The organism is Microcoleus sp. MON2_D5 (assembly GCF_036701905.1).
Lineage (GTDB): Bacteria > Cyanobacteriota > Cyanobacteriia > Cyanobacteriales > Microcoleaceae > Microcoleus.
Genome location: NZ_JAUBRM010000050.1, coordinates 15532 through 29839 on the forward strand (window position 1 = coordinate 15532; position 14308 = coordinate 29839).

Sequence of the window (14308 nt, forward strand, 5' to 3'; positions counted from 1 at the left end):
TCCCGTAGGGCCGCATTTTACCAACCATTTATGTCGGAAACTCGCCATCTAGAAAACCCGCCCGCGCACAGCACATAACCTACATCAACCTTACATCTTATTAGAGGCAAAAGATGTACATTGCGATTTTTAGTTGTGTGGGGGCGGGTTTATTAGATTGTTTTTTTTTGCTTTTATTGTTGGTAAAGCCCCCACTACAGTCATGTTAAAATTCCGATCGCTTAAACAATGAAGCAGGCAGATAAGCAGTAAAAGTAGAACCGCAATCTAACTCGCTACTTACTTCAATATCGCCGCCCATCATCTGACAAAAACGCTGGCTGATAGTCAGTCCCAAACCCGTACCGCCGTACTTGCGAGTAGTTGAATTGTCAGCTTGAGTAAAAGGTTGGAACAGTCGCTCTTGCTGTTCTGGTGTCATGCCGATGCCCGTGTCCGTCACTCGAAAAATTAAAAAGTCTGCATCCAAAATTAACATTTGAGCAACTCTGGGTTGATATTTATTTTTTAATTCTTCACTGGTAATTCTTTCGACAGCAAGCACGATCGTCCCATTAGCACAAAACTTAGCAGCATTGCTGAGCAAATTCAGCATTACCTGCCGCACTTTCATCAAATCGCCGTGCATCGCGCCGATATTGTCAGAGATCAATACTTCCAAAGTATTGCCGTTTTTATCCATTAGCGGTTTGATAGTTGTTACCACCTCCTCGATTAAGCCTCCAACATCGAAGCTTTCGAGGTAAATCTCCATCTTGTCAGCTTCAATTTTGGAAATGTCGAGAATGTCGTCAATTAGGTGCAGCAAGTGTTTGCCCGCAGTGCGAATTTTGTCTAAATCCGAGACTACCTCTAAGTTGCCTAACTCTTCGGCATCTTCCACCAGCATATCGCTGTAGCCGATAATCGCGTTGAGGGGAGTGCGTAACTCGTGGCTCATGTTTGCCAGAAAAGCACTCTTGGCGCGGTTGGCGAGTTCTGCTGCTTCTTTGGCCAACTGCCACGCTTCCTCCGCATCTTTGCGTTCGGTGATATCCCGGAGTGTCGCCACTACGGCTTCGACGCTGCCGTCTGTCGCACAAACCGGACTGAGAATGTACTCGTAGTCGCGGGTTCCCCAGTTTGCCGTGGGGACAATTACTTCGCCTTTCTTGGGCTCGGCTGTCACAAATATGGCGTGGCATTCTTGGTGAACCCGCTGCATAATTGTTGGCGACCAGCCTAATTCCTGCCAGGTTTTGCCAATCATTTCTCTGGGGTTCAGGCCGGCCGCTTGAGCGGCGGTGCGGCTGACATAGGTATATTTTCCCGATCTATCTACTAGAAAAATTAGGTCAAGAGAAGCGCCTAGAATGCCGTCAACTGTTCTGGCGTGTCGGGCTACCTGAGCGGTCATTTGTCTGACTGTGATGGCGCCGCGGGCTCTGGCGGCGAGTTCAAACCGCAAGAGTTCGTTGGCTTGTTTGAGGAATAGGGTGCGCTGTTCGACTTCTATTTCTAGTTCTGCTTTGGCTTTTTCTAGGGTGAGTTCGGCAAGTTTGCGATCGCTCACATCTGTAGAAATTGTACCGACTGCATAAGCTTTACCTTCAGAGTTGCACAGGGGAAATTTCAGAGAAATATAAGTGTGCGGGCCGTCGTCTTGAGGGATGATTTCTTCGATGGTTAGGGGCGAGGAGGATTCGAGAACTTTCAGGTCATTTTCTCGCAAAACTGCTGCTTTGTCTTGGGGAAAAATATCGCGGTCGGTTTTCCCTGTTATTTGCTCTTTTGCGATGTCGAACAAATTGTCAAAATGGCGGTTTGTGAGCAGGTATTTTCCGTCAACATCTTTGATGTAAATTACTGCTGTTGAGTTGTCTAAAATCGCTTGCAGCAGTGCTTCGCTCTTTCGCAGGGCTTTTTGAGTATTTTGGCGATCGAGTATTTCTGGCTGCAATTCCAAGTTGAGGCGATTTAAGTCTTGCCAAGCTTCCTGGACTAGATTTAAGGCTATCTCGCTTTTTTCTAGTTCTGTATGTACCTGCCGCGACTGGTTTGAGATGGAGTTTTCGGGCAATTCTAGGGGTTGGAAAGCGAGCGGGATGTGGGGATTTGCGATCGGGCGTTGGCGAAGCGGTCGAAGAGGATCGCCCGCAATTTTTTTATATCGAAAATCGACTGCTAATTGACCATCTAAACTCGATTTTTTGAATAAATCGGGGAATTCGCCGAAATTTAAATTGTCATAAATTAGATCCAACTTCCGGGGTCGCTGCTGCGGTTCGGCGGTGGAGTTAGATGCCTGATTCCCGTCTGCTGTGGATAAATCTGAGTTTGTGGGTTTGGCAATCCGGCGGGTGACTGCAACTGCCAAGGCGAAGGGGACAACGGCAGCCGCAGACAGTGCCAGCAGCCAGTTATTGCCCCACCCAGTTGCGATCGAGGTTTTGGGGATGAATCGCACTAAAATTGCTGCGGGTTTTCCCGCTAAATTGCCAAGGGATTTGGCAGCTACTGCATAAGTTTGACTGCCTGTTTGTACGTTTCCGGCGACTGGTTTGCCGCCGGCGGCGAGTGCAGATTTCAGCAGCGATTTCTCGGCCAGCAAGTCTGGTAACTGTTGGTTTTTTGTAAATGTTTGCGAACTTGCCAAAACAAATTTGCCGTCAGCCAGCGGTGCGTAAATAGCCTGATATCCACCGCCCTGTAAATTGAGAATTTGGCTGCTAGCAACTACCGACGTTTTGCTGATAATTTTTCCTAATACTAAGGCAGCAATCACTGTCTGAGTTTTTGGATCTTTTACGGGAATTGCTGCGTAGCGGAGGAGAACAGGGCGATCGCCCTTTCCGGGCGGCACAGATCCCAATTGTTCCTGAACTTCTGATTTGGCAAGGATTTCGGTAGCCGTAATTGGCTGTTTTGCAGCGAATACTCGATCGACTATTTTTTGCAGGTTAAAACTTTTTCCCTTCTGGTTGGAGTTGACGGTAACCACAATCTGCCTGTTTTTTCCCACTAAAGCCGCGCTGTCTATTTCCCCTGTTTTGACTTGATTTGCCAAAATTTGCTTGACTGATTTTCGCAAATCTGATGTTGTTTGTTTACCGCTGTTGTAAGCTAAGGCTGTTTGGGCGATCGTTTTGCTGTCAGAAGAGTTTTGCAAACGGTCGGCGGCGCTATCGAGTTGGAGATTGTAGTTAATTTCACTAAGGCTCAGTTCGGATTTAGCTTGATTTTGCAGTTGATTGCTTCCAACTGCCGATGTTAGCCAAAGTGCTGCTGCCGTTAGTCCGACTGGCAAGATTGTTTGTAAAGTCAGCAGTCCGATTAGCTGTTTTCTGGTAACCGATAAGTTGTAGGTACACGGCTTGAAAGCTGCTTTCAATCTTCTTTCGGAAGTCGCCACTTTAGTTTGCGGCAGACAATTTGGCTGGCTGTCGTTTAACTGAGTATGAGCCATAGTAGTAAATACGGGATCGGTTTTAGATGACAGGCCATCAATTAATCGGGAAGGGAATCAAGGTGAGATTTGAGATTTGAGATTTTAGACTTCGGCGTGAGCGCTCAGTCGAACGATTTTATATTTTATATCGAGTTCGCTTAATCACTCATCATAAAATTGTTAGCTCTCGCCGGGGGCAATAAAGCAAGAAAATGACTGGGATATTTTTAAATAAATCAATTTCTCGGTGTTCAATCAGATTGTATTATTTAGTTGTTTTTCCATATACTGTCGGCTCCTATTTAAAGTTTGTTGCGAGCAGACAGGGGACATGGGTGTCAACTTCAGACTAAAACCATTTGTATCTCTCGTTTATAGCCGAGTCTCGCTCCCCGTAAATCCCCCTTAAGAAGGGGGACTTTGACGCTCTTGTCCCTGGGGGGTTAGGGGGGATCAGGAAGACTATGAACTCAAACAGTAGATTGGTACAACATAAGACGTTAAGTGGACACCAATGCCTGCAGACAGTCCGCAAGCTAAGTAGTTTTTCGATCGACTCTATCGTAAATTCACTTAAACCAAAGTTTAACGTAATTATTGCAACACTTAGATACGCTCGATCGCCTTTTCCCTGCATCACCTTTTTTTCAATCCCACAACCGCCTGCCTGCTTTGCCCCCCAGTCGCTGGTGAGTATCTTTGAGGAGGCTGGGGATGTCTAACTCTTCGGGACACCGGGGCAAACATTCGCCACAATCGGTGCAGCGGTTGCCTTTGCTGCCGGGAAACCAGTGTCCGGCATTTTCAAACATGGCGTAGCGGTATTTGCCAAAGTCAGTCATGTCGCACCCGACGGCGAGATTGCGAAGTCGCAATACTTCGGGAATGTTGATGTTTTCCGGGCAAGGCAAACAGGCATAGCACTGGCTGCATTTGTCGGTTTTCAAAGTGTCTGCAATAGCCGATTCTAGCCGATCGAACGCAGCGAGTTCGGCGTGGGTGAGGGGAAAGTCGCGATCGGCATATTTCAGAGGTTGCTCTAATTCGGTCGCATTTGCAGCCCCCACACTCAGAGTCCCAATCCTAGTATCGCTGAGTAAAAATCGATAGTTCAACTCTAAAGGCGAGAAAGGCGAGCACAATTGTGCGAGAGTTTCCGGGGGCGTGTAGAGTTGCCCTCCTTTATCGGCTGGGGAAATGATGAAAACGCCCATATCTTTGTGCTTGGCGAGTTCAATTGCCGGGGCGTTGCGCTGAAAAAAATAGTAATAATGCAGATTGACAAATTCAAACAAATCTGTATTTATTGCAGCCAAAATCAGATCCAGAGGCCCGTGAGTAGAAAAGCCGACGTGCCGAATGCGACCATCAGCCAGGGCTTTGCGTACAGCTTCCATGCAGCCTGTGGGCGATCGCACCCAAGCCAAATGTTCCCAAGTATTCAAACCGTGAATTGCCAGACAATCGATATAGTCTAAATTCAGGCGTTTGAGGGATGCGTCGATGCAGCGTTCCATGGCTGCTGCATCCTCGGTTGGGGAAATTTTTGTAGTGACGTGGAGGCGCGATCGATCGACAGACAAACCAGCCGAAAGGGCCGCGCCAAGATATTCCTCGCTGCAACCGTAACCAGCCGCAGTTTCCAGGTGATTGATTCCCTGAGACACCGCCTGTTGTACAGTCTGACAGGCAGTTTCCTCAGAAGCCAAATAGCGCATGGTTCCCAAGGAAAATACCGACAGGTGCAACTCCGTTTTGCCAAACCGTCGATAGCGCATAAAGGTCAGGAAGTTTCGCCCGGGCTGAAGCCGCTTCTCTTGATCAAATCCTCTGGACGGAGGTTTGAGATAAATTCCCGGAAGGCCCGGCGTTCTGCCTCATCAGCATCTCGATCGACCGGTATCGAAGCATCGGCGACGACTTCTTCCATCACCCAGATGGGGCAGTTCGTTCGCAGGGCTAGGGCGATCGCGTCGCTAGGTCGGGCATCGATCTCTTTTTTAACTTCTCCCTGACGGACGATCAGCACGGCATAAAACGTGTTATCTTGCAGCGAGTGAATAACTATGCGCTCCAAGGTAAGACTCCATGCCTCTAAGAAATTGACCATCAGATCGTGAGTTAAGGGCCGAGGAGGTTTGTGCCCTTCGATCGCGCTAATAATAGCCTTTGCTTGCTCCTGACCGATATAAATAGGCAAAGCCCGTCGCTCAGTAGCGTCTCTCAATAAGACAATAGGACTGCGCGTGGCTGCATCTAAGGCAATTCCAGCGACTTTCATTTCAATCATTCGATCGGCCTCATAGAATTAAGAAACTGTAAGGCAGTAGAGAACTTGGACATAAAGATCACCTAAATCCAGTATGACTTGATCTTCGCCTGAATCTGCAACAGATCTGGGACTGTCGATTTTAGATTTTAGATTGACTCCAGGGGACAGGGGGACGGCAAAACCTCCTGTCTCTGGTTTGTCCCTATGGTTTGATGTAAATAAGCGATCGACTACGGAAAAATACTTATGTTTACAGGACTAATTCAATCTCTCGGAAAGCTGAAGTCGCTAGGCAACGATTATTTCCAAATTTCCTGCACATCAAACAACTCCTACCCAATTTTACAAGATTTAGCCATTGGGGACAGCGTAGCCGTGGATGGAGTCTGTTTAACGGTAGTGGAAGTTCTGCCGCAAGGTTTTGTCGCCGTCGCTTCCCCAGAAACCCTCCGCCGCACAACTCTGGGCTCATTCCCCGATGCTTTGGTGAACCTAGAAACCTCCCTGCGCGCCGGTAGCAAATTGGGGGGACATTTTGTGACGGGGCACGTAGATGCGATCGGCACTTTAGCAACATCAACCCAAACCGCCAACGCTTGGGAGATGCGGTTTACTGCCCCACCAGCAGCAAATTCGGGATGGCAACGTCAAATCGCACCTTACATCGTTTCCAAGGGCAGTATCGCCGTCAACGGCATCAGCTTAACCGTGGCAGATTGCGATGCTGACGGCAATTGGTTTGAAGTTGCTGTCATTCCCCACAGTTTTGGTGAGACAAACCTCAGCTATTTGCAACCAGGAAGTTTAGTAAACTTAGAAGCAGATATTCTGGGCAAATATGTCGCCAAATTTCTCCGCAGCGGCTCAAAATCCCACGCCGAACCGTGGGAAGAAACCCCCACAATCAACAGTTTGGGAACAATTACACCAGAATTCTTAGCCGAACACGGATTTATCTAATCTGTGGGTACGCACCGCGCACCTTGCTCATATCTGAGATATTGCACCCTTCTCAATAAGCCTTTTACGGGCGGGATATCCTGCCAACCCCACCAGAAAACTCACTCTTTGTGGAACAGGCAGGTGAGCCTGTTTTTGAGTTGTAGAATGCCTCAGCAGCGAGTTAATTATATCAATAATTGACTGTTCAAAGCAGAGGCACCCCACTAACTCTTAATTCTCTCTCTGCGCTCTCTGCGGTTCATTAATAAAAATCTATTCCTCAACAAAATTGTTTTTCTCCCAAAACAATCCCGCAGCAATTCCTGCCTGAGAAACTAAAAACAATGCAGCAATTAATAGCTTTTGAAAGCCCGGTGCGTGGAAAAATGGATAAGTGAGCAAATTCAGATAAAATGACGGATGTTGTAGTTTCCCATTAGCCCCGCGTTTCGAGATAATTTGCTGAAACAAAAAAGCACCTCTACCATAATTGAATTGTTGTTTCCAAAATTTGCGAAGAGTTAGTGCATGGAAGTGATAGACTATAACTTCGGGAGCATAAATTGCGGCATTGCCCGAATGCAACCACCGATCGCAAAATTCCCGGTCTTCTCCAGCCGCTAGAGAAAAAGTCGTGTCAAAGCCGCCGATTTTTTGGAAAGCCTCAGCGGGAAGGGCAAAATTGTTAGAAGTGAAAAATTGCGCGCGATCGCCAATAGCATTATAGTAACTGTAAAGGTAATCGATCAGTTGCTGGCTGGCAGTAGAATAGATGTTATCCGGCAGCGCGTTTACAGTTCGACCTCCGATTAAGCAATCTGGTGTTTCCACAAATCGCTTTTCCAGATTTTGCAGCCAATCTACCCCCACAGTACAGTCATCGTCTGTAAACACTAAAAATTTGCCTTCTGCGGCAAAAGATCCAGTATTTCGCGCCGTTGCAGGGCCGGAGTTGGGTTGTGTCAGAAGTGTGATATTTAGCTGATTTTGAAAAGGCGAAATTGTATTTTCTACAGAAATTTCGGTGCTATCGTTGACCACGATAACTTGAAATTTATCGCGGGGATATTCAATTTCAACAAAAGACTGAAGACACGCCGCTAATTTATCGGGTCGATTGTAGGTCGGAACAATAATTGAAAATAGAGTTTTAGCTTGGTTCATGGTAACTAATAACTTTTAATTTTTCAAGCGATATAGCACCGACTCAGTATTAAAATCTTTACCGAAAACTGGTTGCAGCGGGCCCTGGGCACTTGTCAGCCAAGATAGAGCTTTCCTAGTAGCTGCGTCTGTCCCAGTCAGTGGCCCGAATCCCACCGTCCTAATTTTATTTTGCCGCAGGTTGTCAATCCATGCCGAAAGTCGATCGGCTCTAAACGGCACATATAAAACTTGTCTGTCCAAATTTCTCCCGTAAAACAGGTAGTTGCGCGAACTTAAAAAGAAGCCTATTCTTTCATCTGGTACTGTATTTTTATCAATATATTCGTAAATACCACGATACAGCTCTGTGCGTGCAAAATCTCGCTTTTCCCTCCAATGACCAATTAGTATCAATCCTATACAGACACCCATTATCACTATGTAAATCGATTTTTTGCGGGTGGGAAATAGATGATTCAGCCATCCCAAGGCAGGATTCATTTTCCACAAAATCGCAGCCAGCGTCACTGACACAAGATAAAATATCGGATCGGGTAATATATCTTGCCAAATGGGGCGTAATATTTTTACGATACTATTAATAGCTTCTAGGGGGTTAGACTTAAAATTGTCAATCAACAAACTCCCCCAAACAATACTATCTCCGGTGAAAGAAGCCTTTTTAATATTATCAAAACTTGTGTTGCTAGTAATTCCTAAAAAACCACTAACCACAACCACTGCCAGAACAACTAGATTTGGAGTTTTCAAGAGAGTTGCTGTAGCTGCTGCGGCGATGGCGAGTACGTTTAAAAAAGGAAATCCGTATCTGAGGTTAAAACCGAGTAGAGGGCTGAGTTGACCGATCGACTCTCCCGCAGTACCGGACGTGTAAGGTGTAATTAAATACAAAATTCCGGTGCTGGCGAGAACTACAATTAAAATGATATTATTTTGATCGATTATTCGGGTTTTTCCTCTGATAAAAGCCAGAGGTGCTGCCAATACCTGAAGTGTGATCGCCAGAAATGGCAGTTGCAATCTAATGATAATTTGTAAGCCGACAGTTTGCCAGTGGGAAATATTGCTGGGATTAAATTGAGCTGCTAAAGTGCTTTGCCAAATCTTTAGAATTGGCGAAGCGGGCGGCTGCTGTACCGGAGGTAGTGGTGCAGGTATGGGAGACGGTAAGGGAACAGGCTCTAAGGGAATTTTAATATCGCCGACTTCGCTGACGGGATAATTGATGTGCAGCAAGTTTCTCGCATACCAAAAACCTCCTAAAAGCAAGCAACAAGCTATGCCGCACAGTAACACTGGTTTGAGAAAGTGGCGAATTCTAAAATTAGCTGGTGTAGATTTTTTATTAACCGCGAATCTTTTAATTTCTAATATTGCTAATCCTCCTAAAAGTGAGGCTGAATAGACTATTCCCGTGATTTTTATTCCGCCTAGCATTCCTGTGGCTGCCAAAAATAGGGAAAGTTCGGATTGCGATCTGCTGCTATGGTAGGATAAACCAAAATATAAACCGACTGTAAATATTGCAGCTAGCGGTAAGTCTGGGTGAATGGTGTTAACTTGGTTGAGCATCATCGGTACTGTCAATACTAAAGATGCTGCTGCCATACCGTGAATTCGCCTGGCTCCAAATTTTACGCTTAAGAGATAGACTGCAATTCCCTCCAGTACCCACGCAATTAGCAGGGGAAAAGCTGCTAGAAAATCTTCTCCGAAGGGAAGCACACACAAAGCAGATAAAACGTGCCAATTGTAAGGATATACTCGGGCTTGTTCTTGTTCAAAAATCCAATTTCCCGCAGCATCTAATAATGTAAATGAAGTGGTTTGATACCATCGCGCGATCGCAGGTAGATGAAACCACAATGAATCATAATTGGTTGTGGGTTTGGTTGCGAGAGTTTTTAACAGCAAAAATCCTGCAACAGCGGTGGCAACAATAATTAGGAATTCTGAGGGGCCTAAAGGTTGCTTCAGTTGGGGAATCGGCCACTGCGAGAAGGTAAAAGTTTTGTGGTTTTTTGTATAAATCAGGATGAAGCCGATCGCACAAATCAAAATTTCTGCTATAATCACCGCAGCAATATTTAGGCTATCGGCGCTTCCTAAAATCAAGCCGATACAAACTTGTGCAATACTCCATCCCGTCAAGACTACGAGGAGAAAATGGGGAAATGAATACTTATTGTTTTCTTTCTGATTCTCGAAGGCAAGAGACAAGCTTAAGGGAATCGGGCCGACTATAATAATCAGAAATAAAATTAATTCCCACAAATGCTGCGCTATTAGCATAAGCTGCAAGTTACCATTTTTTATCAGTTTTTCCTCGTTGCCCAAAAGAGCGTGGTAACGACGAAAAACAACGAGTTCGCGTGCTGGTTGCACAAAACATTAATTTTCTTGTGGGGTGCGCTTTTCGACCGTTCCACAAGAAAATTAATCTAAGCAATCCCTAATTTTTACCTGTTAGCTTGCTTCTGAATTTTGGGTTTGACTGCTTCGGGATCTTTGGGCTTAGAAATGTCAGCTTTTAAGAGTTCCGGGAATGGCGGCTGGATGTTGTGAACTTCGATGTCCATTCCCAGCGGCAGAGGTGGAAGCTGCGGCAGATCGTTTTCCAAATCCTTGAGTCCGCTAGCGGTTTGTATTTCCACCATTTTCGGCATTTGCGGTACTTTGGCGGTTTCCAAACTGCCGATCATTTTTGCCAGAGCGAATTCTAGCTGAGATCCCGGGTCGATCGCCACCCAACCCTGGTCAGTCATTTGCCGAACCTCGAAGTGGAGGTGAGGCCCTGTAGACATTCCCGTACTGCCGACGCGGCCGATAGTCTCTCCCTGTTTCACCCACTCTCCCGGTTTCACAAACAGTTCCGAAAGGTGGGCGTAGAGAGTTTCCTGAGACTTTTTGTTGTGGTTGAGAACCACTGTCAAACCGTAGCCTCCCAACCAATCGGCGATCGCCACTTGACCCGCATAGGCTGCCAGTACGGGCGTTCCCATCGGGGCCCCCAAGTCCGTTCCGGTGTGAAACCTGCCGTAGCCCATAACCGGATGAGTCCGCCACCCAAAGGGCGAAGTAATTGCCGAAGCAATAGATAGCGGAAACAGCAAGCTGGTGTTGCCATTCCCGGGCAGGCCTGCGGGACGCGGCGTGAGATTGTAGTAAGCAAAACCGGTATTGCTGCCGCTGCTGACACTAATGGCACCGACTTGAACCGGCCCGAGTCCCATGCTGGGCGCTGGAGCGCCGCCACCGTAAGATGCAGAGCCGGCATAATACCCAGCGTCTGCCGAGTATCCTGCGTCTGCCGAGTATCCTGCGTCTGCCGAGTAGCCGATGTTTGCCGAGTATCCAGTGTCTGCCGAGTATCCTGCGTCTGCCGAGTAGCCGATGTTTGCTGGGTAGCGCGGGGGTGCGTAGGCAGGTTCCGGCGGGTTTGAACCCCCCCAAACCTGGCTGCCTATTTGTTGAACGGCTTGACCGATTTTACTGACAGGATTCCCGCTACTATTTCCGGCTACAGTTTCCCCAACATTGTCTGGAATGCTTTCTGGCAGATTTCGAGGAGGAGGGGCTGCAATATAGCCGTCGTCTGCGATCGGAGGTTCCGGGCTGTAGTTGGGTTCTCCGGCATCGGCCGTCACCGGCTCGGAAACAGGAGGAGGCGCGCACAAATCGCCACCTCCTTCGCAGCCGGTCGATCGTTCTGCAAACTCTATACTTGTTGGCGCTTCGTACTCTTGGTACTCGCTGGTAGCGCCAATGCTGTAGTCTGTTTGGTCGATTTCAGCGTGGGCTGGGTTAACTGGCGCTTCAAAAGGCGGCTCCTGGGCCGTCGCTTCTGGCAGGGGAATCAGCGCGGGTTCTGGCAGATAATATTGGGTGGGAGGTGGTTCGCTGGCGTACTCCGGCTCGGACGGCGGTGCGGCATCAAAAGGCTCGGACGGTGGAACTTCTGCCTGCGGTTCAGGGTATGGTTCAGGCTCCACTTGGCTGTATTCGGGTTCCGGGGGCGGGAGAGGAGCTTCAAATAATGGCTGGAGGTCAGCAGCGCCGGGGACGGCTTGTTCTGCTGGCGGAGTTTCGGCTTGGGCCCAAACTAGGCCTTTGCTGAGCAGTCCCAGACTGGCAAGGCAACCCAGTCCCACCAGCAGTGAGCGATCGGACAAAAGGCGCGATCGAGTCCGGGTGCCTGTAGGGTTCTTTTTTTGCTGTTTGGTGTTCAAAGGGGCTGTTATTTGCTTGTCTGGAACTGGTTTCACGATTTTTTTTCCCAACTCAACAGGGGGCACAAGGATCTCGAAGTCAGGATCGAATGTATGGCAATCCTTGTCTTTATATACAGACCTAACTGATTTTACCGGGCTTGAGGCAATTTTTTTTGCACATAGAACAAGCTCGAATACCTTGCACATTCAGTCGCGATCGATATCCGGTTTTTTTGATCCCGATGGCACTTGCCTTGAAGTGTCTGACGGCCACACTGATGATAGCGCTTTGGCGTTCCTCTATGTTAATTAGTTGCCTATATTTTTCGGGTTATGCAAAATTTCGGCGCAGTCGGTTGTCCTAAAACCGCCTGCTTCATCGCGATTTTTTCCTTAAAGCTGGCGCTGCCTTTAAACTTCGCGGACAAAATTGTTGATTGTTTAGAATACAAGCTAAATGATTCGCTTGGGGATGGATAGGTTTCATGACTGTAGCTGGCGATCGCTTGACAAATTTTCCTGACTCTGAGTGCGCCGGAGAGCCTGAGGGTATCAGTTGGGACTGGCAGAGTTCTGAAGGCTTGCCGTATCTGACTTGCAGCTTGCTTTCTCGCTGGTCTCACGGCTTTTTTACTCGCGAGTTCTCGCCCCGGGGGCCGATCGAGCTGACGGAAGTTCTCGAACCTGGAGCTAAGGTTTACCGACTCCAACAGGTACACGGCAATGCGGTACTCAAAACGAGTGAGTTGTCCCCGGTTGTGGCTCCGGGCCCGGAAACCGCTGCCCCAAGCTATGCTGAGGCTGATGGCTTGGTAGCCGAGCGAGAATTGGAGGCGCTGTGGGTTTGCTCGGCTGACTGTGTGCCGGTGCTGATTGCTGACGAGCGCACGGGACTCGTTGCTGCAGTTCACGCGGGTTGGCGCGGGACTGCTGCTAAGATATTACCAGAGGCGATCGCTCAACTTGTGGCACAAGGCAGTCAACTAGAAAATCTGAAGATTGCTATGGGGCCGGCGATCGCTGGAGAGGTTTACCAGGTATCTGTGGAGGTAGCAGCGGAACTGGGAGCCACCATTGCTCCTAAGAGTGGCGTTAGTGCGACAGCCGACGGCATTCTAGAGTTTTTGCACCAACTGCCGGAAACGCCTGTCTTAGCCGATCCAGAACCGGGAAAAGTACGCTTGGATGTTCGCCTCTGCAATGCTCTGCAATTGCAGCAGTTGGGAATCGATGTTTCTCAAGTGGCGATCGCTCCTTTCTGTACTTATTCTGACTCGGCTCACTTTTTTTCGTACCGCCGCGATCGACTTAAAAAAGTCCAGTGGTCGGGAATTGTGAGTGCCTGCGGGACAAGTCCCTTCTGAGGGCATTTGGCAGAAGGTAAAATTTTAGACGGCCAAGATAAAAATAAAAATCTTTGGATTCATTATTTTTTATTTACGAATGCCAAATGCCTTCTAGTTTCTATTTTCGTAAGGTTTGCTGGTTCCTGTTTTAAAGCACCAAAAACTAGCAGCAAAACTTTTGGGAAAGCGGCAGAGCCCCCGCCCCGCTTTCCTCTCTTGTTAAGATTACTCTATAACGAGAGTCTTCAGCGGGTTATTACCATGAGTGAGCCAACTCCCTATCAACTGCTTGAAGTCGATGAAGATGCTTCCTTTGATGAAGTGCAAGAGGCCCGCACGCGCCTAGCTGAGCAGTACAGCGGTGACAAGAAACGTTTGGAATTGCTCGAAGCCGCTTACGATGCGATCCTCATGGATCGCCTGCGGCAGCGACAGGAAGGTAAAATTAAAGTACCCGAACGCATCCGCTTTCCCGAGCGGCTGACTCCGCCACCCCCAAGCTTTACTCCCTCTCCTCCTAGTGGCAGCCCAGCTTGGTTGCAGCGGCTAATCGATACTCCTAGTCGATCGGACATTTTGTGGCCGGCTGGGGTGTATGTGGGGTTAGGCGGACTGAGTATTTATCCGGCAGCTAATGATGGTTTACTACAGTTGACTCTGGCTCTTGGGGTCGGCTCTTGTCTTTATTTTGTTAATCGCAAGGAACAAAAATTTGGTCGGGCTGTGCTGCTGACTGTGGCGGGCTTGGTTATAGGCTTGTTGCTGGGAGGCTTTTTGGGTTCTTTGGTCAGTCCGGCATTTATAACAACAGAGAAATTTATCGCTTTGTTTACGTTTTTAATTCTGTGGCTGGTCAGCGGTTTTCTGCGATAGTCAGGAGTCATTAGTCAGCAGTTATTAGTCAGCAGTTATTAGTCAGCAGCCAACCACTAATAACTGTGGA

The 14308-nt window shown here is 47.9% G+C and carries 9 protein-coding genes; 3 read left to right on the forward strand and 6 right to left on the reverse strand.

The features are described from left to right. Window positions 1-205: 205 nt before the first annotated feature. The 3 genes from QUA47_RS18970 to QUA47_RS18980 form a co-directional block, all read right to left on the reverse strand. On the reverse strand, window positions 206-3445 hold the full coding sequence (locus QUA47_RS18970) for a PAS domain-containing protein (protein WP_333431876.1): 3240 nt from the start codon (window positions 3443-3445) through the stop codon (window positions 206-208). 629 nt (window positions 3446-4074) lie between these two features. Further along, window positions 4075-5205, reverse strand: a complete 1131-nt coding sequence (locus tag QUA47_RS18975) for an aldo/keto reductase (RefSeq protein WP_333431877.1) — start codon at window positions 5203-5205, stop codon at window positions 4075-4077. A gap of 5 nt (window positions 5206-5210) precedes the next feature. After that, window positions 5211-5717, reverse strand: coding sequence for a bifunctional nuclease family protein (locus QUA47_RS18980; protein ID WP_006635481.1), 507 nt, complete (start codon window positions 5715-5717; stop codon window positions 5211-5213). Between the two features lie 228 nt (window positions 5718-5945). On the opposite strand from QUA47_RS18980, the gene ribE reads away from it, so the two are divergent. Continuing rightward, on the forward strand, window positions 5946-6659 hold the full coding sequence (gene ribE / locus QUA47_RS18985) for a riboflavin synthase (RefSeq protein WP_333431878.1): 714 nt from the start codon (window positions 5946-5948) through the stop codon (window positions 6657-6659). 255 nt (window positions 6660-6914) lie between these two features. Here the strand turns inward: ribE and QUA47_RS18990 are convergent, their stop codons facing one another. The 3 genes from QUA47_RS18990 to QUA47_RS19000 form a co-directional block, all read right to left on the reverse strand. Beyond that, the gene (locus QUA47_RS18990; RefSeq protein WP_333431879.1) at window positions 6915-7805 is read right to left on the reverse strand and encodes a glycosyltransferase; all 891 of its coding nucleotides are present in this window, start codon (window positions 7803-7805) and stop codon (window positions 6915-6917) included. A gap of 15 nt (window positions 7806-7820) precedes the next feature. Next, complete coding sequence (locus tag QUA47_RS18995; RefSeq protein ID WP_333431880.1) at window positions 7821-10193, reverse strand: hypothetical protein; 2373 nt, start codon at window positions 10191-10193, stop codon at window positions 7821-7823. 74 nt (window positions 10194-10267) lie between these two features. Further along, window positions 10268-12073: a peptidoglycan DD-metalloendopeptidase family protein gene (locus QUA47_RS19000; RefSeq protein WP_333431881.1), complete on the reverse strand. Its 1806-nt coding sequence runs from the start codon at window positions 12071-12073 to the stop codon at window positions 10268-10270. A 431-nt stretch (window positions 12074-12504) separates the two neighbouring features. On the opposite strand from QUA47_RS19000, the gene pgeF reads away from it, so the two are divergent. Both pgeF and QUA47_RS19010 read left to right on the forward strand, forming a co-directional pair. Next, a complete protein-coding gene (gene pgeF, locus QUA47_RS19005) occupies window positions 12505-13383 on the forward strand; it encodes a peptidoglycan editing factor PgeF (protein WP_333404005.1) in 879 nt (292 codons plus the stop codon). Between the two features lie 243 nt (window positions 13384-13626). After that, entirely contained in the window at window positions 13627-14238 is a 612-nt protein-coding gene (locus QUA47_RS19010; protein ID WP_190663744.1) for a CPP1-like family protein, read from the forward strand. Window positions 14239-14308: the final 70 nt, after the last annotated feature.

Coding starts and splice junctions, on each gene's coding strand:
- QUA47_RS18980 (WP_006635481.1), bottom strand. CDS start 5,717: ATGATTGAAATGAAAGTCGCTGGAATTGCCTTAGATGCAGCCACGCGC.
- QUA47_RS18975 (WP_333431877.1), bottom strand. CDS start 5,205: ATGCGCTATCGACGGTTTGGCAAAACGGAGTTGCACCTGTCGGTATTT.
- ribE (WP_333431878.1), top strand. CDS start 5,946: ATGTTTACAGGACTAATTCAATCTCTCGGAAAGCTGAAGTCGCTAGGC.
- pgeF (WP_333404005.1), top strand. CDS start 12,505: ATGACTGTAGCTGGCGATCGCTTGACAAATTTTCCTGACTCTGAGTGC.
- QUA47_RS18990 (WP_333431879.1), bottom strand. CDS start 7,805: ATGAACCAAGCTAAAACTCTATTTTCAATTATTGTTCCGACCTACAAT.
- QUA47_RS18970 (WP_333431876.1), bottom strand. CDS start 3,445: ATGGCTCATACTCAGTTAAACGACAGCCAGCCAAATTGTCTGCCGCAA.
- QUA47_RS19010 (WP_190663744.1), top strand. CDS start 13,627: ATGAGTGAGCCAACTCCCTATCAACTGCTTGAAGTCGATGAAGATGCT.